Source organism: Rhodovulum sp. MB263, assembly GCF_002073975.1.
Lineage (GTDB): Bacteria > Pseudomonadota > Alphaproteobacteria > Rhodobacterales > Rhodobacteraceae > Rhodovulum.
Genome location: NZ_CP020384.1, coordinates 1,905,733 through 1,927,997, shown reverse-complemented (window position 1 = coordinate 1,927,997; position 22,265 = coordinate 1,905,733). Strand labels below are relative to the sequence as shown.

Annotated in this window: 21 protein-coding genes; 12 read left to right on the top strand and 9 right to left on the bottom strand. The window is 68.8% G+C overall.

Annotated elements, in window-relative coordinates; all coding sequences use genetic code 11:
- Positions 1-1,401: a TRAP transporter large permease gene (locus B5V46_RS09000; RefSeq protein ID WP_080616295.1), complete on the top strand. Its 1,401-nt coding sequence runs from the start codon at positions 1-3 to the stop codon at positions 1,399-1,401.
- A gap of 9 nt (positions 1,402-1,410) precedes the next feature.
- Here B5V46_RS09000 and B5V46_RS08995 read toward each other — a convergent pair whose 3' ends face one another.
- The 7 genes from B5V46_RS08995 to B5V46_RS08965 form a co-directional block, all read right to left on the bottom strand.
- Positions 1,411-1,875, bottom strand: a complete 465-nt coding sequence (locus tag B5V46_RS08995) for a hypothetical protein (RefSeq protein WP_080616294.1) — start codon at positions 1,873-1,875, stop codon at positions 1,411-1,413.
- A gap of 186 nt (positions 1,876-2,061) precedes the next feature.
- Entirely contained in the window at positions 2,062-2,616 is a 555-nt protein-coding gene (locus B5V46_RS08990) for a hypothetical protein (protein WP_080616293.1), read from the bottom strand.
- 126 nt (positions 2,617-2,742) lie between these two features.
- A complete protein-coding gene (locus tag B5V46_RS08985; RefSeq protein ID WP_080616292.1) occupies positions 2,743-3,837 on the bottom strand; it encodes an ABC transporter ATP-binding protein in 1,095 nt (364 codons plus the stop codon).
- The gene (locus tag B5V46_RS08980) at positions 3,837-5,471 is read right to left on the bottom strand and encodes an alpha-amylase family glycosyl hydrolase (protein WP_080616291.1); all 1,635 of its coding nucleotides are present in this window, start codon (positions 5,469-5,471) and stop codon (positions 3,837-3,839) included. The genes B5V46_RS08985 and B5V46_RS08980 overlap by 1 nt, the downstream gene beginning before the upstream one ends.
- Positions 5,472-5,481: 10 nt before the next feature.
- Complete coding sequence (locus B5V46_RS08975; RefSeq protein WP_080616290.1) at positions 5,482-6,621, bottom strand: carbohydrate ABC transporter permease; 1,140 nt, start codon at positions 6,619-6,621, stop codon at positions 5,482-5,484.
- Positions 6,621-7,601, bottom strand: a complete 981-nt coding sequence (locus B5V46_RS08970) for a carbohydrate ABC transporter permease (RefSeq protein ID WP_080616289.1) — start codon at positions 7,599-7,601, stop codon at positions 6,621-6,623. Before B5V46_RS08970 ends, B5V46_RS08975 begins: the two co-directional genes overlap by 1 nt.
- A gap of 105 nt (positions 7,602-7,706) precedes the next feature.
- On the bottom strand, positions 7,707-9,071 hold the full coding sequence (locus B5V46_RS08965; protein WP_080616288.1) for an ABC transporter substrate-binding protein: 1,365 nt from the start codon (positions 9,069-9,071) through the stop codon (positions 7,707-7,709).
- Positions 9,072-9,464: 393 nt separating this feature from the next.
- Between B5V46_RS08965 and B5V46_RS08960 the strand changes: the two genes are divergently transcribed.
- The 10 genes from B5V46_RS08960 to B5V46_RS08915 all read left to right on the top strand — a co-directional run bounded on the left by B5V46_RS08960 (position 9,465) and on the right by B5V46_RS08915 (position 19,419).
- Positions 9,465-10,808: a GH1 family beta-glucosidase gene (locus B5V46_RS08960; protein WP_080616287.1), complete on the top strand. Its 1,344-nt coding sequence runs from the start codon at positions 9,465-9,467 to the stop codon at positions 10,806-10,808.
- On the top strand, positions 10,805-11,746 hold the full coding sequence (locus tag B5V46_RS08955) for a glucokinase (RefSeq protein WP_080616286.1): 942 nt from the start codon (positions 10,805-10,807) through the stop codon (positions 11,744-11,746). The genes B5V46_RS08960 and B5V46_RS08955 overlap by 4 nt, the downstream gene beginning before the upstream one ends.
- Positions 11,747-11,831: 85 nt before the next feature.
- Positions 11,832-12,935, top strand: coding sequence for an S-methyl-5-thioribose-1-phosphate isomerase (gene mtnA / locus B5V46_RS08950; RefSeq protein WP_080616285.1), 1,104 nt, complete (start codon positions 11,832-11,834; stop codon positions 12,933-12,935).
- A gap of 292 nt (positions 12,936-13,227) precedes the next feature.
- Positions 13,228-13,728, top strand: coding sequence for a hypothetical protein (locus tag B5V46_RS08945; RefSeq protein ID WP_080616284.1), 501 nt, complete (start codon positions 13,228-13,230; stop codon positions 13,726-13,728).
- Between the two features lie 32 nt (positions 13,729-13,760).
- The gene (locus B5V46_RS08940; protein ID WP_080616283.1) at positions 13,761-15,032 is read left to right on the top strand and encodes an imelysin family protein; all 1,272 of its coding nucleotides are present in this window, start codon (positions 13,761-13,763) and stop codon (positions 15,030-15,032) included.
- A 58-nt stretch (positions 15,033-15,090) separates the two neighbouring features.
- Entirely contained in the window at positions 15,091-15,366 is a 276-nt protein-coding gene (locus tag B5V46_RS08935; protein ID WP_080616282.1) for a bacterioferritin-associated ferredoxin, read from the top strand.
- Positions 15,333-15,818: a bacterioferritin gene (gene bfr / locus B5V46_RS08930; RefSeq protein WP_080616281.1), complete on the top strand. Its 486-nt coding sequence runs from the start codon at positions 15,333-15,335 to the stop codon at positions 15,816-15,818. Before B5V46_RS08935 ends, bfr begins: the two co-directional genes overlap by 34 nt.
- 22 nt (positions 15,819-15,840) lie before the next feature.
- Complete coding sequence (locus tag B5V46_RS08925) at positions 15,841-17,307, top strand: di-heme oxidoredictase family protein (protein WP_080616280.1); 1,467 nt, start codon at positions 15,841-15,843, stop codon at positions 17,305-17,307.
- Positions 17,304-18,329 (top strand): imelysin family protein, encoded by a 1,026-nt coding sequence (locus B5V46_RS08920; protein WP_080616279.1) that lies wholly within the window; start codon positions 17,304-17,306, stop codon positions 18,327-18,329. The genes B5V46_RS08925 and B5V46_RS08920 overlap by 4 nt, the downstream gene beginning before the upstream one ends.
- 1 nt (position 18,330) lies before the next feature.
- On the top strand, positions 18,331-19,419 hold the full coding sequence (locus tag B5V46_RS08915) for a DUF1513 domain-containing protein (protein ID WP_080616278.1): 1,089 nt from the start codon (positions 18,331-18,333) through the stop codon (positions 19,417-19,419).
- A 46-nt stretch (positions 19,420-19,465) separates the two neighbouring features.
- Here B5V46_RS08915 and B5V46_RS08910 read toward each other — a convergent pair whose 3' ends face one another.
- Entirely contained in the window at positions 19,466-20,311 is an 846-nt protein-coding gene (locus B5V46_RS08910; RefSeq protein ID WP_080616277.1) for a GNAT family N-acetyltransferase, read from the bottom strand.
- A complete protein-coding gene (locus B5V46_RS08905; protein WP_155773996.1) occupies positions 20,308-21,018 on the bottom strand; it encodes a GntR family transcriptional regulator in 711 nt (236 codons plus the stop codon). Before B5V46_RS08905 ends, B5V46_RS08910 begins: the two co-directional genes overlap by 4 nt.
- 238 nt (positions 21,019-21,256) lie before the next feature.
- Here B5V46_RS08905 and B5V46_RS08900 point away from each other — a divergent pair, with 238 nt between their 5' ends.
- Entirely contained in the window at positions 21,257-22,240 is a 984-nt protein-coding gene (locus B5V46_RS08900; RefSeq protein ID WP_080616276.1) for an ABC transporter ATP-binding protein, read from the top strand.
- Positions 22,241-22,265 lie beyond the last annotated feature (25 nt).

Here is a 22,265-nt window from a genome sequence, read left to right as displayed (position 1 = left end):
ATGGACCCGATCGGGATCGGCCTCGCGGTCACGGCGCTTCTGTTCGTCTCGGTCCTGCTGGGCATGCGGGTGGGCTTTGCCGCCGCGCTGGCAGGGCTTCTGGGGCTGATCTGGATCTTCTGGTCGAAGAAGGGCTATGGCGCGGACGCGTTCGGCTGGGCGCTGACGGTCGCGGTCAAGACCGCGGGCCAGGTGCCGCATTCGAAGGTGGCAAGCCAGGCGCTCAGCCTCATTCCGACCTTCATCCTGATCGGTTATCTGGCCTATTATGCGGGACTGACCCGCGCGCTTTTCGATGCGGCGAAGAAATGGTTCGGCTGGCTGCCGGGCGGGCTTGCGGTCTCGACCGTCTTTGCCACGGCGGGCTTTGCCGCCGTCTCGGGTGCCTCGGTCGCGACCTCGGCGGTCTTTGCCCGGATCGCCATCCCCGAGATGCTGAAGATCGGCTATGACAAGCGCTTTGCCGCGGGCGTCGTGGCGGCGGGCGGCACGCTGGCCAGCCTGATCCCGCCCTCGGCGATCCTGGTGATCTACGCCATCATCGTCGAGCAGGATGTGGGCAAGCTGCTGCTGGCGGGCTTCGTGCCCGGCATGGTCTCGGCCTGCATCTATGCGCTGCTGATCGTGGCGCTGGCGCTGGCCCTGCCCCGCTTCGGCCCGGCTGTCCGGGGCTTCACCTGGGGCGAGAGGGTTCGCGCCCTGCCCAGGGCGCTGCCGATCCTCTTCGTGGTCTGGACCATCGTCTTCTTCGTCTACAACCCCTTCGGCGGCGATGCCTGGGGGACCCCTACCGAGGGCGGGGCCATCGGCGCCTTCGTGGTCTTCCTGATGGCTCTGGCGCACGGGATGCGCTGGGCGCAATTCAAGGACGCGCTGCTCGAGACCGCCAAGCTCTCGGCCATGATCTTCACCATCATCTGGGGCGTGCTGATCTATGTGCGCTTCCTGGGCTTCGCCGATCTGCCGGGCGCCTTCTCGGACTGGATCGCCGGACTAAACCACCCGCCGATGCTGACCTTGGTGATGATCCTGCTGGCCTATGCGGTGCTGGGCATGTTCATGGACGCGATCGGCATGCTGCTGCTGACCCTGCCCGTGGTCTATCCGGCGGTGATGGCGCTGAACGGCGGCGAATATGTCTCGGCCGCGGACAGCGCCTTCGGCATGTCGGGGCCGATGTGCGCGATCTGGTTCGGCATCCTCGTTGTCAAGATGGCCGAACTGTGCCTGATCACGCCGCCCATCGGGCTGAACTGCTTCGTGGTGGCCGGCGTGCGCGACGATCTGAGCGTGCAGGACGTGTTTCGCGGTGTCGCGCCCTTCTTCGTGGCCGATGCGATCACCATCGCCGTGCTGATCGCGGTGCCGGGCATCGTGCTCTGGCTGCCGGGCCTTGCCTGATCGGGGCCGCTACGAGACGCCCGCGTCCCCCTCGGCCAGGGCCTCGGCCCCAAGCTCGCGCAGGAAGGCCGCGATATTCTCGCGCGCCGCGCCCTCATTGGCATAGCGCAGCCGCTCGGTCCCGAGGAAGGCCTCGCCCAGCCGCGCGGTATGGCGGGTGACGATGCGCCGTTCCCAGCGGGTCTTGCCGGCGCGGTCCTGCAACCGGTAGCGCACCGTCAGCCCGACCTGCATGTCGAACCCGAAAAGCGGCTGGGTGATCTCCTCGATCTCGGACCTCAGCACGTAACGCCCCGAGGCGGAATAGGCCCCCGACAGCAGAAGCGCGCAGCGCAGCGCGGCCTTGAAATCGGCATCGGCAATCTGCGAGGCCAGCGCCGGATTGGTATCCTTGCCGCCTGCAGTCCCGATGCCGGAAATCACGCTGCGATGAGGGTTGCCTGCGGGCAGCGGCGCGATGGCGGCGGGGATCATCGCGGTCTCGTCCGCCCCATGGGCGCAGGCCGCCAGAACCGCGCAAAGCGCGAGCGCTCCGAATTGGCGGGGATCGGCATGGTCATCCTCTCACAGACTCCCACAGCGGCCGCGCCGGGCGGCGTCCCGAGAAGCATGCCAGACCTTTGCGGGCCGCAGGGCGACGCGATGCCACAACCGCTCCGGCTAGAACGGCCCGCCGGTCGGCGCGCCCTCGGCGCTTGCGCCAAGCGCGCGCAGCAACAGCGCGATATTGTCCTTGGCGGCGTTTTCGCTGGCGATCCGCAGCCGGTCGACGCCGCGCACCGCCTGCCCCAGCGGCGAGGTGTAAGAGGTCGTCACGGTCTGATCGAAGACCGCCCGGCCGGTCGCGTCCTGGATGGTGTAATGCACCACCATCGCCACCTGCACTTTGGTACCGGTCTGGGGCTGGGTCACGCTCTGGACATCGGCATTCAGCCGGTAGGCTCCGCCGGGGGTCAGGATCCCGGCGCGCGTCAGCGACTGCGCCAGATCGGAGCGGAAACCCGGTTCCGAGAATTCGGCGTTCCAGATCGGGTTCGCGACCAGCCCGTCCGCGCCGGTGACACGGCCGACCGCACCCGCCCAGGTACTGCCCTGTGCCACCGGGCCGATCACGCCGGGCGCCATCGAGCCCATCGGCCCGGTCTGGACACAGGCGCCAAGCATCAGCAGCGGAAGCGCGACAAGCAGGGACCGGCGGGCCATCATACGCGGCATCGGAGGAAATCCTTCCTTCATGGGGCGGCCCGCCCGCGGCACCGGTCGGCGCCCGGACGGGCCTGTCGCGCCTGTTCTCGGCCCTGCCCCGCGCGCCGTCAAGCGCCGCCCGCGCGCCCCGGCGGGCTATCGCCAGAGCAGCGACTGGCCCCCGGCAAAGAGATGCACCCGGCCCGGATCGGCGGTCATCCTGAGGGTCTTGCCGCGCAGCCCGGCATGGACCCCGGACAGCTTGGCGATTACCGGATCGGCCTCGGGGGCCTTGCGCTCGAAATAAAGCTGGGTGACCTCGCCCAGGGCCTCGAGGATCTCGACCCGGCCCTCGAAGGCGTAGTCGTCACCTTCGGTCGGCTCCATGTCCTCGGGGCGGATGCCGACCCGGACCTTGCGGCCCTCGTCGCCGGACCCGGTCGGCACCTGCGAGGCAATCGTGCCGCCGCCCGCCGCCAGCTGCAGATGGGTCGTCTCGCCGGTCCTTGAAATGACGCCCTCGAACAGGTTCATGGCCGGGCTGCCGATGAACTGCGCCACGAATTCCGAGCGCGGCTTCTCGTAAAGCTCGAGCGGCGGTCCGACCTGGGCCACCCCCTTGTCGGCCAGCACCACGATGCGGCTGGCCAGCGTCATCGCCTCGACCTGGTCATGGGTGACATAGATCATCGTGCTGTCGGGCATCGCCTCCTTCAGCTGGGCGATCTCGATCCGGGTGGCCACGCGCAGCGCCGCGTCGAGATTCGAGAGCGGCTCGTCGAAGAGATAGACCTTGGGGTCGCGCACGATGGCGCGCCCGATGGCCACGCGCTGGCGCTGCCCGCCCGACAGCGCCTTTGGCAACCGGTCGAGATAGGGCTCGAGCTGAAGCGTGCGTGCGGCCCGGGTCACGGCGGCCTCGATCTCGTCGCGCGAGCGCCCGGCGATCTTCAGCGCGAAGGCCATGTTGTCGCGCACGCTCATATGCGGGTAGAGCGCGTAGGACTGGAACACCATGGCGATGCCGCGCTGCGCGGGCGGCACGTCGTTCACGCGCAGCCCGTCGATGCTCAGCGTGCCCGCGGTGATCCGTTCGAGCCCCGCGATCATCCGCAGAAGCGTGGACTTGCCGCAGCCCGAGGGCCCGACGAAGACCACCAGCTCGCCGGTCTCGATCTCCAGATCGATCCCCTTCAGCACCTCGACCGCGCCATAGCTCTTGCCCACGCCGCTGAGTGTCAGACCCGCCATCACGCCCCCTCCCGTCGCAGCATCAGCGAGGGCTGCCAGGGCCCCAGATGCACCAGCCCGTCCGCCCCCGGCCGGGCCGCGTTGATCTCGGCGCCCAGAGGCTGCCAGTTGCCCTCGGGCGGGACCAGCGCGGCCGGCATCTCGCCCAGATTGATCGCGACGAACATCTCGGCCGTCGCGTCATAGCGCCGGAAGGACAGCACATGGCCCTCGGCGCGCACCGTGTCCATCGCGCCCCGCGCCAGCACCGGATTGGCATGGCGAAACGCGATGGCGCGGCGGTAATGGTGGATCGGCGCCTCGGGCGCGTGCTCCTGCGCCGCCACGGCCAGCCCGATATGGGTCTCGGGGATCGGCAGCCAGGTACGCGGCGCGGCCGAAAACCCGGCATGAAGTTCCTCGGCCGCCCAGACCATCGGCGTGCGGCAGCCGTCGCGCCCCTTGAATTCGGGCCAGAAGGCGATGCCGTAAGGGTCCTGCAGCGCCTCGAAGGGCACATCGGCCTCGGGCAGGCCAAGCTCCTCGCCCTGATACAGACAGACCGAGCCGCGCAGGCAGATCATCAAGGTCAGAAAGGCGCGTTGTGCGGCGGGCGAGAGGGTCCAGCGGGTCGGGTGGCGGACGACGTCATGGTTCGAGAGCGCCCAGCAGACCCAGCCCTCGGCCGCGACCCGGTCGAGCCGCTCATAGACCTGCGCGATGCGCGCGGCGGTCAGGGGCGCACTGCCGAGGAAATCGAAGGCATAGCACATCTGCACCTTGTCTCCGCCCGAGGTGTATTGGCCGAGGATTTCCAGATCGCTTTGCGCATCGCCCACCTCGCCCAGTGCCACGGCCGAGTAGTCGTCGAGAACGGATCTGAATTTCGTCAGGAATTCAATATTTTCCGGCTGATTCTTGTCATAGATGTGAAGCTGGTGATTATAGGGGTTCACCCGGGGCGCGATATTGTCATTCCGCTCTTCGGGCGGCAGCGCAGGGTTGGAGCGGAACTCCTTGTCACAGAAGTAGAAATTGATGGTGTCGAGGCGAAATCCATCGACGCCGCGGTCGAGCCAGAAACGCGCGGTCTCGAAGATGGCCTGCTGCACCGCCTCGCAATGCAGGTTCAGGTCGGGCTGCGAGGCCAGGAAATTATGCAGGTAATACTGCTCGCGCCCCGCATCCCAGGCCCAGGCGGGCCCGCCGAAGATCGACAGCCAGTTATTGGGCGGCGTGCCATCGGGCCTCGGGTCCGACCAGACATACCACTCGGCCCTCGGATTGTCGCGGCTCGAGCGGCTTTCGATGAACCAGGGATGGCGGTCCGAGGAATGCGACAGCACCAGATCGATCATCACCCTGAGCCCCAACCCATGCGCGGCCGCGACCAGCGCGTCGAAATCGGCAAGGCTGCCGAACATCGGATCGACATCGCAATATTCCGAGATGTCATAGCCGAAATCCTTCATCGGCGAGGGGAAGAAGGGCGAGATCCAGATCGCGTCTACTCCCAGCGAGGCGACATGCGGCAGCCGCCGGATGATGCCCGAAAGGTCGCCCACACCGTCGCCATTCGAATCCTGGAAGCTGCGCGGGTAGATCTGGTAGATCACCGCGCCGCGCCACCAGTCGGGATCGTCGTTCAGGGCCAAGGCTGCCTCCTCATTTCACCGACCCGGCCAGCAGGCCGCGCACAAGATACCGTTGCAGCGCGAAGAACACAGCCAGCGGCACCGCCATCGAGATGAAGGCCGCCGCCGCCAGGATGCCCCAGTCCCCCCCGCGCGAGCCCAGAAGATCGTCGGCGATCTTGACCGTCATCACCTTGGTCTCCGAGGCCGCGGGCAAGAAGACCTTGGCGACCAGAAGGTCGTTCCAGGTCCAGAGGAACTGGAAGATGGCGAAGCTCGCCAGGGCCGGAAAGCTCAGCGGCAGCACGATCCGGGTGAAGACCTGGAAATCGGTGGCGCCGTCGACCTTGGCGCTTTCGATGATGTCGCGCGGCAGCCCGGCCATGTAGTTGCGCAGCAGATAGACGGCCAGCGGCAGGCCGAAACCGGTATGGGCGAACCAGATACCCATGAAGCTCTGGCCGATCCCCACCGTCTCATGCAGCCGCAGAAGCGGCACCAGCGCCAGTTGCAGCGGCACCACCAGAAGCCCTACCACCGCCGCGATCAGCAGGCCCCGCCCCGGGAACTCCATCCAGGCCAGCGCATAGGCCGCGAAGGCCGCGATCAGGATCGGGATGACCGTGGCCGGGATCGTCACCGTCAGCGTGTTGATGAAGGCCCGGTCCATGCCATCGGCGCCCAGAACCATGCGGTAATTGTCGAGCGTCACCTTGGGCGGGGTCTCGGCCTCGAAATAGATCGTGGGGCCGCGCCGACCGAAGGGCGCCTCAGCCTCGGCGGTGAAGCTGCCATCGCGCGCCACCGTCAGCCGGCCGCCGCCGCGCAGGCCGGCGCTCTCGCCCGGGGCGAATTCGGCGGGCGCACGGCCCGTGACGCCGAAGCCCGTGACCCTGCCCGCCCCGGCGCTGTCCTCGCTGTCGAAGACATTGCCGCTCAGGATGACCCGCCCGTCGCGCTCGACCGCCGCGCCGGGATCGGTGCGGACCCGGTAGGTCTGCTCGACCGGCAGCGGCGCCTCCCACCAGCCCGAGGCCGAGATCTGGTCGCGATCGCGGAAGGAGGACACCAGAAGCCCCACCGTCGGCAGCAGCCAGAGCAGGACCAGCGCCGCCACGCTCAGATGCACCGCCCAGACCAGACCCGATTTCCGCCCCGCATGTCCCGGCATCAGCGCATCTCCTTGCGGGCCTGAACGATGTTCCAGACCATCACCGGCAGCACGATCAGCATGATCACGAAGGCCACGGCGGTGGCGCGGCCGTCATCCTTGAACATGTAGCTCATCATGTAGCTGGGCAGGATCTGGGTACCGAAATTGCCCCCCGTCATGGTGTAGACGATGTCGAAGACCTTCAGCACGAGGATGGTGATGGTGGTCCAGACCACGAGGATGGTGCCGGTGATCTGCGGCACCATGATCCGGAAGAAGATCTGCAACGGATTGGCGCCGTCGAGGATCGCGGCCTCGATGGTCTCGTCGGGGATGCCGCGCAGCGCCGCCGACAGGATCACCATGGCAAAGCCGGTCTGGATCCAGATCAGGATCGCCATCAGGAAGAAATTGTTCCAGAACGGGATCTGGATCACGTCGAGCGGATCGTCGAAGCCCAGCGCCGCCCGGATCGCGTTGAGAAGCCCGATATCGGCCTCGTTCGCATAGACGAATTTCCAGATCAGCGAGGCGCCGACGAAAGAGATCGCCATCGGCATGAAGATGATCGACTTGGCGATGTTGCCCCAGCGGATGCGGTCGGTCAGCTGCGCCGCGACAAGCCCGATGAAGGTCGAGGCCGCGGGCACCACCAGCACCCAGAGAAGGTTGTTGAAGACCGCGGTGCGAAAGGCCGGATCGGCCGCCAGATCGGTGTAGTTGCCAGGCCCGATGAAGGTGCCGCCATCCCGGTTGTAAAGCGAACGCCAGAACGAACCAACGACCGGATAGACCAGATAAAGCCCCAGCGCCGCCATCGCGGGCGCCAGGAACAGCCAGGGCCGGACCGCGTTCGCGCGCGAGATGTTGGCCCCCGGATCGCGCCCCCGGGGCGGAAAGATCACCCGGTCGAGCAGCAGATTGGCGCCGTAGAAATAGCCGACGCAGCCTCCGACCCCGATCAGGATCGTCGCGATCCCCTGCAGCAGAGGCGACATCGGCTCTCCTCCTTTCGTACGGCGTGCCGGCATCTCCGGCATGGCTTGCGGGCCGTCCTTCCGGCCCTTCCCCTCAGGCCCCCGAACAGGCGGGGCACGGCGGCCTCAGCGGATCGCGTTCCAGCGTCGCTCGATCTCCTGCGCCACGGTCTCGGCGTCGCTCCGGCCGGTGGTGTAGGCGATCATGCCTTTCCAGAACGCATCCGCCCCGATCTCGCCCGGCATCAGGTCCGAGCCGTCGAAGCGGAAGGTGGTGGCGCTGGTCAGGATCTCGCCCTGCGCGCGCATGCTGTCGGTGGCATAGGCCTCGGGACTGGCGCCGGTGAAGGGTGTCAGGAAGCCCGATTGCGCCATCCATATCTCATGCGCGATCGGGGTCTTCAGGAAATCGATGAAGACATGCGCGGCCTCGCTGTCGCGGGTGATCGCCCAGAGCGTGCCCGCGCCCAGAACCGGCCGGCCGAGATCGCGCCCGGCATAGGCCGGAAAGTAGAAGAAATCGACATCGAGCCCGATCTCGGAGCCTTCGGGAAAATAGGTGTCGATGAAACTGGCCTGACGATGCATGTAGCAGCCCGGCGGAAAGGTGAAGAGCCCGGCCGGGCTTTCGCGGAAATCGGTGGTGGCGGCCGCCTGCGCGCCGCCCTCGACGAAGGCGTCGTTCCGCGCGAACCAGCCGTAATCCTCGATCGCGCCGACCACCGCGGGGTCGTTGAACGGGATCTCGTGGCTGACCCAGGCGTCATAGGTCTCGGGCCTCTCGCGGCGCAGCATCAGGTCCTCGACCCAGTCGGTGGCGGGCCAGCCCGTGGCCGCGCCCGAGCCCAGCCCGATGCACCAGGGCGTACCGCCATCTGCGGCGATGCGTTCGGTCAGCGCCTTGAGATCCTCGAGCGTTCCAGGCACCTCGTAGCCCGCCTCGGCAAAGGCATCCGGCACGTACCAGACCAGCGATTTCACGTCGATCTTGTAGAAGAAGCCGTAAAGCGCCTCGGCGCCGGTCTCGTTCTCGTAGCTGCCCAGATCGACCCAGCTCTCGCCCGCGGCGTAGTTCCGGCGCACCCAGTCGGCCGTGTCCTCGCCCAGCGGCGTGAGAAAGCCGCGCCGCGCCATGTCGGCGGCAAGGCCCGGCTGGGGAAAGACCGCGATATCGGGCGCCGATCCGGCCTGGGCGGCGATGACGATATCCTGCTCGAAGCTCTCCGAGCCGGAATAGCGCACCTGCGCGCCGGTCGCGGCCTCGAAATAGGCCAGCACGCTTTCGACCAGGTCCTTGTCGGGGCCGGTCCAGACCCCCGAGATGTCGAGCGTTTGGCCGCTCAGATCATGGCTGTCGGCGAAGGTCTCGTAGCTTTGCCACGAGAAGCGATCATCCTCGCCGGGGGTGAATTCGAGACCCTGCGCATGGGCCGAACCCGTCGCAAGGGCAAGCGCGGCGGCCACGCGGCCCGCCATCGCGATCAGTTGCATATCGACCTCCCCTCGGACCTGAGCGCATCGGCCAGGCCCCTGTCGTTTTGTCTTGTCGTTCTGTCGTCTTGCTCCCGTCCGGGGGCAGGCACGCCCCGGGGGGAGTCGCCCCGAAACGGTGGCCGATGGTCGCGAAGCTGTCAACTGAGGCGCGAGAGATGACCGGCCCGGCTTCCGAAAAGACGTCCCGCCTGCCCGTTTCGGTCGCGCCCCTGCCGGCATCTGCCCGCATGCGCCCGGCTCTGCGCGGGCGACGCTCCGGCAGGCTTGACGCCTCCCTTGCCGCAGGCAAGCATGCGGGGGAAACAGATCGCAGCACCCCCGCCCGATGCCCCGGCCCACCGCGACCGGCCGACCGAACGGCCCGGTCCCCAGCCCGCCCCGGAGGAGCGCATGATCCCGACCCGCGCCGATTTTCCGCCCGGCTTCCTGTTCGGAACCGCCACCTCGGCCTATCAGATCGAGGGCGCGGCCCTGGGCGGCGCCGGCCCCTGCCACTGGGACAGTTTCGCCGCCACGCCCGGCAATGTCGCGGGCGCGGCAGACGGGGCGCGGGCCTGCGATCACCTCACCCGCTACGAGGCCGATCTGGATCTGGTCGCAGGCGCGGGCTTCGACATCTACCGCTTCTCGACCTCCTGGGCGCGGGTGCTGCCCGGAGGCGCGGGGGCGCCCAATCCCGAGGGGCTCGATTTCTACGACCGGCTCGTCGACGCGACGCTTGCGCGCGGGCTCAGGCCCGCGCTGACGCTCTATCACTGGGAGCTGCCCTCGGCGCTGGCCGATCTGGGCGGCTGGGCCAATCGCGACACCGCGCATCGCTTTGCCGATTTCGCGGCGCTGATGGCAAAGCGGCTGGGCGACCGGGTCTGGTCCTGGGCCACCGTCAACGAGCCCTTCTGCGCGGGCTGGCTCGGGCATTTCGAGGGGATCCATGCGCCGGGTCTGCGCGACATCCGCGCCACCGCCCGGGCGATGCACCATCTGGCGCTCGCGCACGGGCTGGGGCTTGCCGCGCTCCGGGCGGCCGGGGCCTCCGAGATCGGGATCGTGCTGAATTTCGAACCCGCCTTCCCGGCCGACCCAGGCGAAGAATCGCGCGCGGCGACCCTGCGCTATGACGCGGTCTTCAACCGCTTCTTTCTGGGCGGCGTGGCGCGCGGGGCCTATCCGGATCTCGCGCTCGAGGGGCTCGGGCCGCATCTTCCGCCGGGCTGGCAGGCCGACATGGCGGCGATCTCGGCACCGATCGACTGGCTCGGCGTGAATTATTACACCGTCAAGCGCATCGCGCCGGCCCCCGGCCCCTGGCCCGGCTGGGCCGAGCGGCCAGCCCCCGGGCGCAAGACCGACATGGGCTGGGAGATCGCCCCGATGGCCCTGCCCGATCTTCTGCGCTGGATCAGCGGCAGCCACACGGGCGATCTGCCGCTTTACGTGACCGAGAACGGCATGGCCGCCCCCGACACGGTGTTCGCGGGCGCGAACGGCCCCGAGATCCGCGACGAGGACCGCATCGCCTTTCTTGCAGGCCATCTGGCCGCGGCGCGCGAGGCCATCGCCGGCGGCGTGCCGCTGAAGGGCTATATGCTCTGGTCGCTGCTCGACAATTTCGAATGGGCCTTCGGCTACGGCAAGCGCTTCGGCCTTGTCCATGTCGATTTCGAGAGCTTGCAGCGCACCCCCAAGGCATCCTACCACGCGCTCAGACGCATGCTGCAGGAGAGCACGCCGTGACATCGCTTGTCGCCGATATCGGGGGCACCAATACCCGTGTCGCTCTGGCCGAAGGGCCCGGTCTGCTGGCCGGAACGGTCCGGCGCTACCGCAATGCCGACCATGCCGATCTGGGCGATGTGTTGACCGACTATCTGCGGGCGGCGGGCTCGCCCGAGATCGCGGGCGCCTGCGCGGCGCTGGCCGGGCCGGTCCGCCACGGGCGCGGGCGGCTGACCAATCTTGACTGGACGATCGAGGAAGCGGCCATCGCCCGGGTGACGGGCACGCCGCGGGTCAGGCTTCTGAACGATCTGGCCGCCCAGGGCCATGCGCTCGACCATATCGCGCCCGGGACGCTGGTGCCGGTGCTGGATGGCCCCGCCCAGCCCGGCGCGACGCGGCTGGTGATCGGGATCGGCACCGGGTTCAACGCGGCCGCGGTCCATGCCCTGCCCCATGACCCCCTTGTCACCGAGGCCGAGGCCGGGCAGGTTTCCCTGCCGGTCGGCGATGCCGAGACTCTGTCGCTGGCGCACTTCCTCGCGGAACCCGACGGTTTCGCCCCGGTTGAGGAGGCGCTTTCGGGGCGCGGGCTGGGCCGGCTTTACGATTGGGCGACGGCCGGGGCCGGAACGCCGCGCAAGCTGGACGGCCACGGCGTTCTGGCCGCGCTCGGCACCGATCCCGAGGCGCTCCGGGCGACCCGGACCTTCATCGGGCTGCTGGGCACGGTCGCGGGCGATCTGGCGCTGCAGCATCTGCCCTATGGCGGGATCTACCTGATCGGCGGCATGGCCCGCGCGGTCACGCCCCATGCCGGGGCCATGGGCTTTGCCGGGGCGTTCCGGCGCAAGGGACGGTTCTCGGCGCTGATGGCCGAATTCCGGGTCTCGACCGTGATCGACGATTTCGCGGCGCTGACCGGATGCGCGGGCTTTCTGACCCGCGCCGAGTGAGACGACTGACCGCGTTTTCGCAAGGCCACCGGCCGGGCGAAAAGGCAGGTGGGGTGGACAGGGTGAAGGAAAGGACCGAGGGGCCATGAAGATCGACGGGACCCATTATCGTTCCATCTGGCGCGAGGCCGATGGAAGCGTGAAGATCATCGACCAGCGCTGGCTGCCGCATGAGCTACGGATCGTCGCGCTGACCAGCCGTCAGGACTTCGCCGCGGCGATCCGCGACATGTGGGTCCGGGGCGCGCCGCTGATCGGGGCCACGGCCGCCTATGGGGTGGCGGTGCAGATGGCCGATGACGCCTCGGACGCGGCGCTGGCCGAGACCTGGGAGGTGCTGCACGCGACCCGGCCGACCGCGATCAACCTGCGCTGGGCGCTGGACGAGATGACCCGGGAGCTGAAGCCGCTGCCGCCTTCCGAGCGTGCCGCGGCCGCCTTCCGCCGCGCCGCCGAGATCTGCGACGAGGATGTCGAGATCAACCGGCAGATCGGGCTGAACGGGCTCGAGCTCATCCGCGCCATCTCCGAGCGCAAGGGCGGCAAGCGGGTCAACGTGCTGACCCATTGCAATGCGGGCTGGCTGGCGACCGTCGACTGGGGCACCGCGACCTCGCCGATCTATCACGCGCTCGAGGCGGGGATCGACGTCCATGTCTTCGTCGACGAGACCCGGCCGCGCAACCAGGGCGCCCAGCTCACCGCCTGGGAGATGAACCATCACGGCGTCAGTCATGACCTGATCGTCGACAATGCCGGCGGCCATCTGATGCAGCATGGCGAGATCGATCTTTGCATCGTCGGCACCGACCGCACCACCGCACGGGGCGATGTCTGCAACAAGATCGGCACCTACCTGAAGGCTCTGGCCGCGAAGGACAATGGCGTGCCCTTCTATGTCGCCCTGCCCTCGCCCACCATCGACTGGACGGTGCAGGACGGGGTGAAGGAAATTCCGATAGAGGAGCGCGACGGCGGCGAGGTGACCCATGTCCAGGGCCGGATGCCGGGCGGCGTAGTGGGGCTGGTGCAGATCTCGCCCGATGGCACGCCCGCGCGCAACCCCGCCTTCGACGTGACGCCCGCGCGGCTGGTCTCGGGGCTGATCACCGAACGCGGCGTCGCCGAGGCCAGCACCGCGGGCCTGGCGCGCCTGTTTCCCGAACATGCAGCGTTGAAGCTGGGCTGAGCCCCGCCGCAACAGCGATCCCATGAGGGGCGTGCCGGTCTGGCGCGCCCCTTTTCGTTCCGGCGCCGGGTCCGCAACCCGGCCGCACTCCTATCCCGGCATCCCTGTATCCGAGCAAAAAAGTCAGGTTGACTTATCCGAGCATTTTCGTCAGTTTTCAGGGTAACGCGAACACCGACCCGAACCCACCCTGACGGAAGGCCCGGGCATTCTGACCGACCAGGACATGACGGCACAGAGGGGGCGGGGCAGCCCGGCTCCGGCCTGGCCGGATGCTGAGGAGAACCGACAGATGAATGCCGATCCCAACAGACGCGGCGGCGCCGCCGTTGGCTTTCTCGACGATCTCGACCCGGTAGAGGCGGGCGCGGTGCGCTGCCTGCGGCTCTGGGCCGATGGCGATGACGCGCAGGAGCGGCTGCGCAGCGAGTTTTCGGACCGTCTCGGGCCGCGTCAGGGCAGCGATGCAGCCGACAGCCTGCACGAGATCTGCACGCTCTGTGCCATGTATGGACGGCGGCCGCTGATGCGGCACGCCGCCGCCTGTCCCTGCCTTGGCGCGGACGAATCCTGTTTTGCCACATTTGTTGCCGCTGCCGGCGCGGGAGATCGCGAGGATGCGATGCTGCTGGCGGCAATGCTGGTCCGGGCCGACATGGCGCCGGGCCTGGTCGATCCCGCTGCAAGGCTGGCGATTGCGCTCCGGCGCCTCGCGCTTGCCGCGGTCTCGGCCCGCAGGGCGCCCGAGCGCGCCCCGAGCGCCCGGCCCTCACGCCGGGCAACATTGCACTGACGCAAGACCAGAAGACCAAAGGAAGGGAACGCATGACGAAACCGACGCTCGCCACCTGCACGCTGGCCATGGGACTGGCCGGAACGGCAGCCCTGGCCGACGCCCCGGCCCCGGATGCGGTGCTGTCCACCTATGCGGACATTGCCGCCGCCACCTATGGCGACGCGCTGACCGGCGCCGAACGGCTGCAACAGGCGGTGGACGCGCTTGTCGCCAAGCCCTCGCCGCAGGCGCTCGACGCCGCGCGCCGGGCATGGCTCGCGGCCCGCGTGCCCTATCAGCAGAGCGAGGCGTTCCGCTTCGGCAACCCGATCGTCGATGACTGGGAGGGCAAGGTGAATGCCTGGCCGCTCGACGAAGGGCTGATCGACTATGTCGATGCCGGCTATGGCGGCGCGACCGACGAGAACCCGCTGGCCGCAATCAACGTGATCGCCTCGCCGAGCTTCGAGATCGCGGGCGAGACCATCGACGCCTCGGAGATCACCCCCGAGCTGCTGTCCGAGACGCTGCACGAGGCCGACGGGGTCGAAGCCAATGTCGCGACCGGCTATCACGCCATCGAATTCCTGCTCTGGGGGCAGGATCTGAACGGCACCGATCCCGGTGCGGGCGAGCGGCCCTGGACCGATTATGCCCGGGGCGATGACTGCACCAACGACAATTGCGACCGGCGCGGCGCCTATCTCAAGGCCGCGACCGATCTTCTGGTCTCCGATCTCGGCTGGATGGTGGCGCAATGGGAAGAGGGCGGCGAGGCCCGCGCGGCGGTGATGGCCGATAACGCGGCCGGGCTGTCGGCGATCCTGACCGGCATGGGCAGCCTGTCCTATGGCGAGCAGGCCGGCGAGCGGATGCGCCTGGGGCTGATGCTGAACGATCCCGAGGAAGAGCATGACTGCTTCTCGGACAACACCCATAACAGCCATTACTATGACGGGCTGGGCATCCGGAACGTCTATCTGGGCAGCTATACCCGGATCGACGGCACCGAGGTCTCGGGGCCTTCGGTCTCGGATCTGGTCGCGGCTAAGGATGCCGATCTCGACATCGAGATGAAGACCAAGCTCGACGCCACCATGGCGGCGCTGGCCCGGCTGAAGACCGCAGCCGAGGCGGGCTTTGCCTATGACCAGATGCTGGCGCGCGGCAACGAGGCCGGCGAAGCGCTGATCATGGGCGGCGTGAACGCGCTTGTCGACCAGACCGCCAGCATCGAACGCGTGGTCGAGACGCTCGGCGTCAGTGGGGTCTCGGTCGAGGGCTCGGACAGCCTCGACAACCCCTCGGCCGTTTTCCAGTGACGTCCTGACCCGGGGCCCCGCAAGCCGGGGCCCCGCACCTTTCCGAAGGAGCCCCCGGATGATCGTCTGCCACTGCCAGTGCATTTCCGATCAGGATATCAACGCCGCCATCGACTGGATGCGTGCCTCGGATCCGGCAACCATCATCACCCCGGGCAAGGTGTTCCGCTCGCTCGGCAAACGCGCCGACTGCGGCGACTGCATGACGCTCTTCCTAGACACGATGCGTGCAAACGCTAGTCTAGAGGTTCCACCTGGCTTACAGAACCTCAGGCCCAAGCATCGAAAGGAAAAGACCTCATGCAAGGCGACCCAAAGGTCATCGAATACCTGAACAGCGCGCTCCGCAGCGAACTGACCGCCATCAGCCAGTACTGGCTGCATTACCGTCTGCAGGATGACTGGGGGCTCGGCCATATGGCCAAGAAGAGCCGCGAGGAAAGCATCGAGGAGATGAACCACGCCGACAAGCTGATGGCGCGGATCCTGTTCCTCGAAGGCCACCCCAACCTGCAAAAGCTCGACCCGCTCCGGATCGGGCAGAGCCCCAAGGAGACCCTCGAATGCGATCTGGCCGCCGAACAGGATGCCCGCGCGCTTTACAAGGAAGCGCGGGAATACTGCGCCGAGATCGGCGATCACGTCACCAAGGAGCTGTTCGATGAGCTTCTGGCCGACGAGGAAGGCCATATCGACTTCCTCGAGACCCAGCTCGACCTCTACGGCCGTGTCGGCGCCGAGAATTACGCGCTGCTCAACGCCTCGAAGATGGACGAGGCCGAGTAAGGCCGCCCTTCTCGGGCTCTGGATGGGGTCGGCGGCCGCCGCCGGCCCCCTGACCCAGGCCGTCACCGGACCGGGTCTTTCCGCCCTGCCCTTCACCGCAGCCGAACAGGCCCGCATCGCGGAGGCGACCGCCCTGCCGCGCGACTTCACGCGCCCGCAGCCCTTCGAGGCGCTGGCGGGCGGCGCGGGCACGGTGGCGGGGGCCGCCGCCTTCTCGTCGCCGCTGGCCAACCTGCCCCCGGGCGAGGGACTCGATTTTCGCGGCGGGCAGGCGCTTTTCGACCGCGGCTGGGTCTCGGCGCCGTCCTCGACCATCGCCTCGGACGGGCTCGGCCCGCTGTTCAATGCGCGCTCCTGCCTGGCCTGCCATCCGGGCGGCGGCCGGGGCGCGGCGCCCAAGGGGCCGGGCGATCTGCCCGCCGCGCTGATGCTGCAGCTCTCGGTTCCCGACCCCGGCGCATCCGGCATCGAGGGCTATCTCGCCGCAGGGCCCGACCCGGTCTATGGCCGCCAGATCCAGCCGCTGGGCCTGCCCGGGCTGACCGCCGAAGGCCGCCCGAGGGTCGCCTATGACGAGATCGAGATGGCGCTGTCCGGGGGCGAAAGCGCCCTGCTCAGGCGCCCCCGCTACGAACTGGCCGATCCGGGATATGGCCCGCTTGGCGCCGACACTGTCATCAGCCCGCGCATCGCGCCGGGGCTGGCGGGGCTGGGGCTCCTCGAGGCGATCCCCGAAGAGGCGATCCTGGCTCTGGCCGATCCCGAGGATGAAGATGGCGACGGCATTTCCGGACGGGCCAGACTGCTGCCCGGCCCCGACGGGCGCCCGGTGCTGGGCCGCTTCGGCTGGACCGCCGCGCAGCCGACGCTGGAGGCCCAGATCGCCCATGCCTTCGCCCATGACATCGGGCTGAGCTCGCCGCTTTATCCCGAGGGCCACGGCGACTGCACCCCGGCCCAGACCGCCTGCCGCGCCGCGCCCGATGGCGGCGATCCGGAACAGGGCGGTTTCGAGATCTCGGCAACCGCGCTCGATCTGGTGACGCGGCATTCCCGCCATACCGCCGTGCCCGCCCGGCGCGATGCCGCCGCCCCCGGGGTGCTGGCGGGCAAGAAGCTGTTCCACGACAGCGGCTGCGCCGCCTGCCACCGCCCTGCCTTCGTCACCCGCCGTCTGCCCGAGGCCCCGGCGCTCAGCTTTCAGCTGATCTGGCCCTATAGCGACCTTCTGCTGCATGACATGGGCGAGGGTCTGGCCGGAGGCGGCGCCGGGCCCTCGGGGCGCGAATGGCGCACGCCGCCGCTCTGGGGGCTGGGTCTGGCCCGCGCGCTGGAACCGAAGGCGGGCTATCTGCATGACGGCCGCGCCCGGAGCCTGCTCGAAGCCGTGCTCTGGCATGGCGGCGAGGCCGCCCCCGCCCGCGACCGCGTGGCGACGATGCCAGCGGCCGACCGCGCCGCCCTGATCCGTTTCCTGGAGAGCCTATGATCCGAAGAACCGTCCTTTCCCTCGCACTGGCGCTTGCCGCAGCGCCACTTGCCGCAGCGCCACTTGCCGCCGCGCCCGCCGATATCGCCGATGCGGTGATCGAGCGCCATGTGCTGCCCGGGTTTGCCCGGCTCGAAGCCTCGACCGCCGCGCTCGAGGCCGCGGCCGGGACGGATTGCACCCCCGGCTCGGAACCGCTGCGCGCGGCCTGGAACGAGGCCTTCGATGCCTGGCTTGCGGTCAGCCATCTGCGGCTCGGCCCGACCGAGACCGATAACCGCGCCTTCGCGCTCGCCTTCTGGCCCGACCCGCGCGGCATGACGCCCAGGACGCTGTCCGGGCTGATCGCCGATGCCGATCCGGTGGTCGGGAACGAAGCGGAATTCGCCACCGTCTCGGTCGCGGCGCGGGGCTTTTACGCGCTCGAATACCTGCTTTACGATCCGGATTTCGCCGAGCCCACGCCCTATGGCTGCGCCCTGATCCGGGCCGAGGCGCGCGACATCCATGCGCTGGCCGCGGCGATCCTCGCCGACTGGCAGGACGGCTATGCCAAGATGATGCGCAATCCCGGCCCCGGCACGCCCTACAAGGACGAACGCGAGGTGCTAAAGGCCTTCTTCACCGCGCTCCATGAAGGGCTGCAGGTCGATGTCGACCTCAGGCTCGGCCGTCCGCTCGGCACCTTCGAGCGGCCGCGCCCGAACCGGGCCGAAAGCCGGCGCTCGGGACGGTCGCTGCATAACGTGACGGTGACGCTGGACGCGCTGCGCGAGCTGGCGCTGCTGATGGCTGCGGAAGACCCGGCCAGCGCCGCCGCCCTGAAGGCCGATTTCGACCGCGCCGACGGGATCGCGGCCAATCTGGACGATCCGGTCTTTGCCGGGGTCGCAACGCCACAGGGGCGGCTAAGGGTCGAGATCCTGCAACAGGCGATCCACGAGATCGCCGAGGAAAGCCGGGCAAGCCTCGGCCCCGCGCTCGGCGTCGCGGCCGGGTTCAATTCGAGAGACGGAGACTGAGATGGCCGATCGCCGAAGCTTCCTGACCGGGGCGCTTGCCGCCTCGCTCTGCCCCCGGGTGGGCTGGGCCGATGCCGGCAGCCCGGCCTTTCTGAGCGCCGCGCAGGAAAGCGACGGGCGGCAGATGCTGGTCGGGCTAGATGCCGGGGGCGGCGAGAGGTTCCGCCTGCCCCTGCCCCAGCGCGGCCATGCCGCCGCCGCCCATCCGATCCGGCCCGAGGCCACGGCGTTTGCCCGCCGCCCCGGCACCTTCGCGCTGGTGATCGACTGTCGCGAGGGGCGGATCAACGCCGTGCTCGACGCACCCGAGGGGCGGCATTTCTACGGCCATGGCGCCTATTCCGCCGACGGGCGCTACATGTACACGGCCGAAAACGACTATGATGCGGCGCGCGGCGTGATCGGGGTCTGGGACACCGAGGCAGGCTATCTTCGGGTCGGCGAATTCGACAGCCATGGCACCGGTCCGCATGAGATCAGGCTGATGCCCGACGGCCGCAGCCTGGTGATCGCCAATGGCGGGATCGAGACCCATCCTGACAGCGGCCGGACCAAGCTCAACATCCCGTTCATGGCGCCGAACCTCGCCTATGTGAGCCTCGAGGGGACGCTGCTTGAAACCGTCGCGCCGCCCGAGGAGTGGCACATGAATTCGATCCGGCATCTGGCGCTGGGCCCGGGCGGCACCGTCGCCTTCGCCATGCAATGGCAGGGCCCGAGGGAAGAGCGGCCGCCGCTTCTGGGCCTGCACCGGCCGGGAACCGCGCCGGTCTGGCTTGACGCTCCCGGCGAGGAACATGCCGCGATGCAGGGCTATGCGGGCTCGGTCGCGATCTCCGGGGATGGGGCCGAGGTCGCGATCTCGTCGCCGCGCGGCGGCCGGGTACAGGTCTTCGACATCGCGGCAGAGCGGTTTACGGGCGCGATCGAGGCCCACGATGTCTGCGGCCTGGCCCCCGCCGAGGGCGGCGGCTTCGTTGCCACGACCGGGACCGGGACGGTGCTGGGGCTGCAGGGCCTGCGCCCGGTCTGGACGGTCCGGCAGGCCCGTTCCTTCGACAACCACCTGGTGACGGTGGGCGTGGCCTGACAGCCCGCCTAGGGGCGCGCCGAGCCCCCCGAGGACGCAAGGGCGCTCAGCCGAGTTCCAGCGTCGCCACCGCTGCGATTGCGGGGCCCGGCACCGGCGCCGGGCCGCGATACATCCGCGCCGTGCCGAAGACCGGGACCAGCCCCAGCGCCCGGCAATGCCCGGCAAGCCAGGGGCTCGACTGCGGCACGTCGATCATCGCGGGGGCGCCATGGGCGACACGGCCGCAGGTCTCGATCAAGGCCGCCGCGACCGCCCCGTCCGCAGCAACCAGCGGGCCGATCTTCCAGCCCTCGCGGCAGGCCCGGATGGTGGCAAAACCCGCGACCTCGCCTGCCGCACGGCAAACCAGCGTGCGCCGGGTCTCGCAATCGGTTGTCCATGCCGACAGGAAGGCGCGCTTCTCATAGCCCGTGGCCCCGGCCTCCATCGCGATCAGCGGCCCGAGATCGCCTTGCAGCACGGGCCCGATGCCGGAATGGGCGCGTCCGGGCAGCACCCCGGCATAGCGCACCGTCCGTCCGGCCGGTTCGAACCCGCTCTTGCGGTAATTCTCCTGCTGCGCCTCGACCCCGTCGAGCCCCACCGTCCGCGCCCCCGCATGCCCGAGCGCATGGGTCCAGAGCGCATGGCCGATGCCCTGCTTGCGCCAGTCGGGACGGCAAAGGTAAAGCCCCAGAAAGGCGACAGCGTCGGTATGGTTCACGACCGAAATGGCGGCCACGATCCTCCCCCCGGCCTTGGCCCCGGCCTCGGCCACGAAAAAGCCCGCGGGATCGGCGGCATGGAAGGCCGCCGCATCGTCGAGCCCGGGGTTCCAGCCCTCCTCGGCGGCCCAGTCCAGCACCACGGGCAGTTCGTCGGCGGTCATCCTGCGCAGGTTCAGGTTCATTCGCCTGTCAGAGCCTCCCTCAGTGTCAGTGGCACCGGCGCTGGCTCGTGCAGATCGAGAAGCGACAGAAGGTCGAGCAGATGGCCCTTCATGATCTCGGCGGCCCGGTCGCCGTCGCGGTCCTCAAGCGCCCGCATGAGCGCGTGATGGGCATGAGCCTCGCACATCGCCTGCGGTCGCCGCCAGTATAGCGCGATCACCAGCGACGAGCGCGAGATCAGTTGCGTGATGAAGCCCGCGAGGATGGCCTGATCGGCGATCCGCGCGATCTCGATATGGAACTGCCCCGACAGTCGCAGCGCCTGCCCGTTGCGGCCCGCCGCCATGGCCTCGTGCTCCTGCTCGATATGCTGGGCGAGCAACGCGATATCCTGCGCCGTCGCGCGCAGGGCGGCCGAGCGCGCGGTGCGCGGTTCGACAAGGGCGCGCGCCTCGAACACCTCGCGCGCCTCGCGCACGGTCGGATGGGCGACGAAGGCGCCGCGATGGGGTTCGATGACGACCAGGCAGTCATGGGCGAGCTGTTGCAGCGCCGCCCGCACGATGGTGCGGCTGACCCCGAAGATCTCTCCCACCTCGTCCTCGGACAGCTTCATCCCGGGCCCCAGCCGGCGTTCGTGGATCGCGCGGGTCAGATGCCCGGCCACGTCGCGGGCACGGCTGGCCCGCCTGCTCTCCTGGCGCGGTGTCGGGGACAGGTCGGTCACGGCGTTCTCCTCGTCTGCCCCTGTCCTGCCGCGACTCGGGCAGCCGGACAAGACTCCCCAAGGTTGTGAGGGTCAGGCGAGGAGATCGTATACAATCTTCGATCATCCTCCCGACAATATTGTCCGCATCCGCCCAAAATTCCGGCGTGCCGCGAAAGGCCCGGGCATGCCGGGCGCAAGGGCCTTTTCGCGCCCGGCATGCCTCGGAAAGGTAAGGCAATGGCTTCTGGGGAGCGGCATGCGCACTGAACTCGATCTGGAACTCGTGGCCCTGACGAAACGCTATGGCGAGACTGTCGCGGTCGATGGCATCCAACATCTGTTCCGGGGCGGCACCTATGCCTGTCTGCTGGGGCCGTCGGGCTGCGGCAAGTCCTCGACGCTCAGGATGATCGCAGGCCATGAAGAGGTCTCGGACGGCGCCATCGTGCTGGCCGGGCAGGATATCTCGCGCCTGCCGCCCGCGCGTCGCGGCACCGCGATGATGTTCCAGAACTATGCGCTTTTCCCGCATCTGTCGGTCGCCGACAATGTGGCCTTCAGCCTGAAGATGAAGGGGGTCGAGCGCGAGACCCGCCGCCGCCGCGCGATGGAGCTTCTGGAGCTCGTGCACATGACCGCCTATGCCGGACGCCTGCCCGCCCAGCTGTCGGGCGGCCAGCAGCAGCGGGTGGCGCTGGCCAGGGCGCTGATCACCAATCCGCAGGTGCTGCTGCTGGACGAGCCGCTGTCGGCGCTCGACCCGTTCCTGCGCATCCGGATGCGGTCCGAGCTGAAGAAGCTGCAGCGCGAGCTGGGCATCACCTTCGTCCATGTCACCCATGGCCAGGACGAGGCGCTGGCGCTCGCCGACGAGATCGTGGTGATGAACGATGCGGTGATCGAGCAGGCGGGCCCCGCGCGTGAGGTGTTCAACAGCCCGCGCACCGAATTCGTGGCGCGCTTCATGGGCGGGCATAACGTCATCGCCCTGCCGCGCGGCCATTTCGCGATCCGTGCCGACCAGATCGCCGTGACCGAGGCCCAGACCGGCAAGCTCGAGGGTCTTGTCACCGGCATCGAATACCAGGGCACCAGCGTCGCGCTGACGCTGATGACCGCGGGCGATCAGGAGCTGACCGCGATCCTGCCCGAAGACCGCTATTTTGCCCGCCCCATCCAGCCCGGCGACGGCGTCGGACTGAGCTGGGACGACGCCCACCTCCACGCGCTTACCGCGTGATCCGATGAAGTCCAGCATGGAGACA

Excerpts from the sequence above, each read along its gene's own strand:
- B5V46_RS09000 (WP_080616295.1), top strand. The coding sequence starts at position 1 with ATGGACCCGATCGGGATCGGCCTCGCGGTCACGGCGCTTCTGTTCGTC.
- B5V46_RS08995 (WP_080616294.1), bottom strand. The coding sequence starts at position 1,875 with ATGATCCCCGCCGCCATCGCGCCGCTGCCCGCAGGCAACCCTCATCGC.
- B5V46_RS08990 (WP_080616293.1), bottom strand. The coding sequence starts at position 2,616 with ATGCCGCGTATGATGGCCCGCCGGTCCCTGCTTGTCGCGCTTCCGCTG.
- B5V46_RS08985 (WP_080616292.1), bottom strand. The coding sequence starts at position 3,837 with ATGGCGGGTCTGACACTCAGCGGCGTGGGCAAGAGCTATGGCGCGGTC.
- B5V46_RS08975 (WP_080616290.1), bottom strand. The coding sequence starts at position 6,621 with ATGCCGGGACATGCGGGGCGGAAATCGGGTCTGGTCTGGGCGGTGCAT.
- B5V46_RS08970 (WP_080616289.1), bottom strand. The coding sequence starts at position 7,601 with ATGTCGCCTCTGCTGCAGGGGATCGCGACGATCCTGATCGGGGTCGGA.
- B5V46_RS08965 (WP_080616288.1), bottom strand. The coding sequence starts at position 9,071 with ATGCAACTGATCGCGATGGCGGGCCGCGTGGCCGCCGCGCTTGCCCTT.
- B5V46_RS08960 (WP_080616287.1), top strand. The coding sequence starts at position 9,465 with ATGATCCCGACCCGCGCCGATTTTCCGCCCGGCTTCCTGTTCGGAACC.
- mtnA (WP_080616285.1), top strand. The coding sequence starts at position 11,832 with ATGAAGATCGACGGGACCCATTATCGTTCCATCTGGCGCGAGGCCGAT.
- B5V46_RS08945 (WP_080616284.1), top strand. The coding sequence starts at position 13,228 with ATGAATGCCGATCCCAACAGACGCGGCGGCGCCGCCGTTGGCTTTCTC.
- B5V46_RS08940 (WP_080616283.1), top strand. The coding sequence starts at position 13,761 with ATGACGAAACCGACGCTCGCCACCTGCACGCTGGCCATGGGACTGGCC.
- B5V46_RS08935 (WP_080616282.1), top strand. The coding sequence starts at position 15,091 with ATGATCGTCTGCCACTGCCAGTGCATTTCCGATCAGGATATCAACGCC.
- bfr (WP_080616281.1), top strand. The coding sequence starts at position 15,333 with ATGCAAGGCGACCCAAAGGTCATCGAATACCTGAACAGCGCGCTCCGC.
- B5V46_RS08925 (WP_080616280.1), top strand. The coding sequence starts at position 15,841 with ATGGGGTCGGCGGCCGCCGCCGGCCCCCTGACCCAGGCCGTCACCGGA.
- B5V46_RS08920 (WP_080616279.1), top strand. The coding sequence starts at position 17,304 with ATGATCCGAAGAACCGTCCTTTCCCTCGCACTGGCGCTTGCCGCAGCG.
- B5V46_RS08915 (WP_080616278.1), top strand. The coding sequence starts at position 18,331 with ATGGCCGATCGCCGAAGCTTCCTGACCGGGGCGCTTGCCGCCTCGCTC.
- B5V46_RS08910 (WP_080616277.1), bottom strand. The coding sequence starts at position 20,311 with ATGAACCTGAACCTGCGCAGGATGACCGCCGACGAACTGCCCGTGGTG.
- B5V46_RS08900 (WP_080616276.1), top strand. The coding sequence starts at position 21,257 with ATGCGCACTGAACTCGATCTGGAACTCGTGGCCCTGACGAAACGCTAT.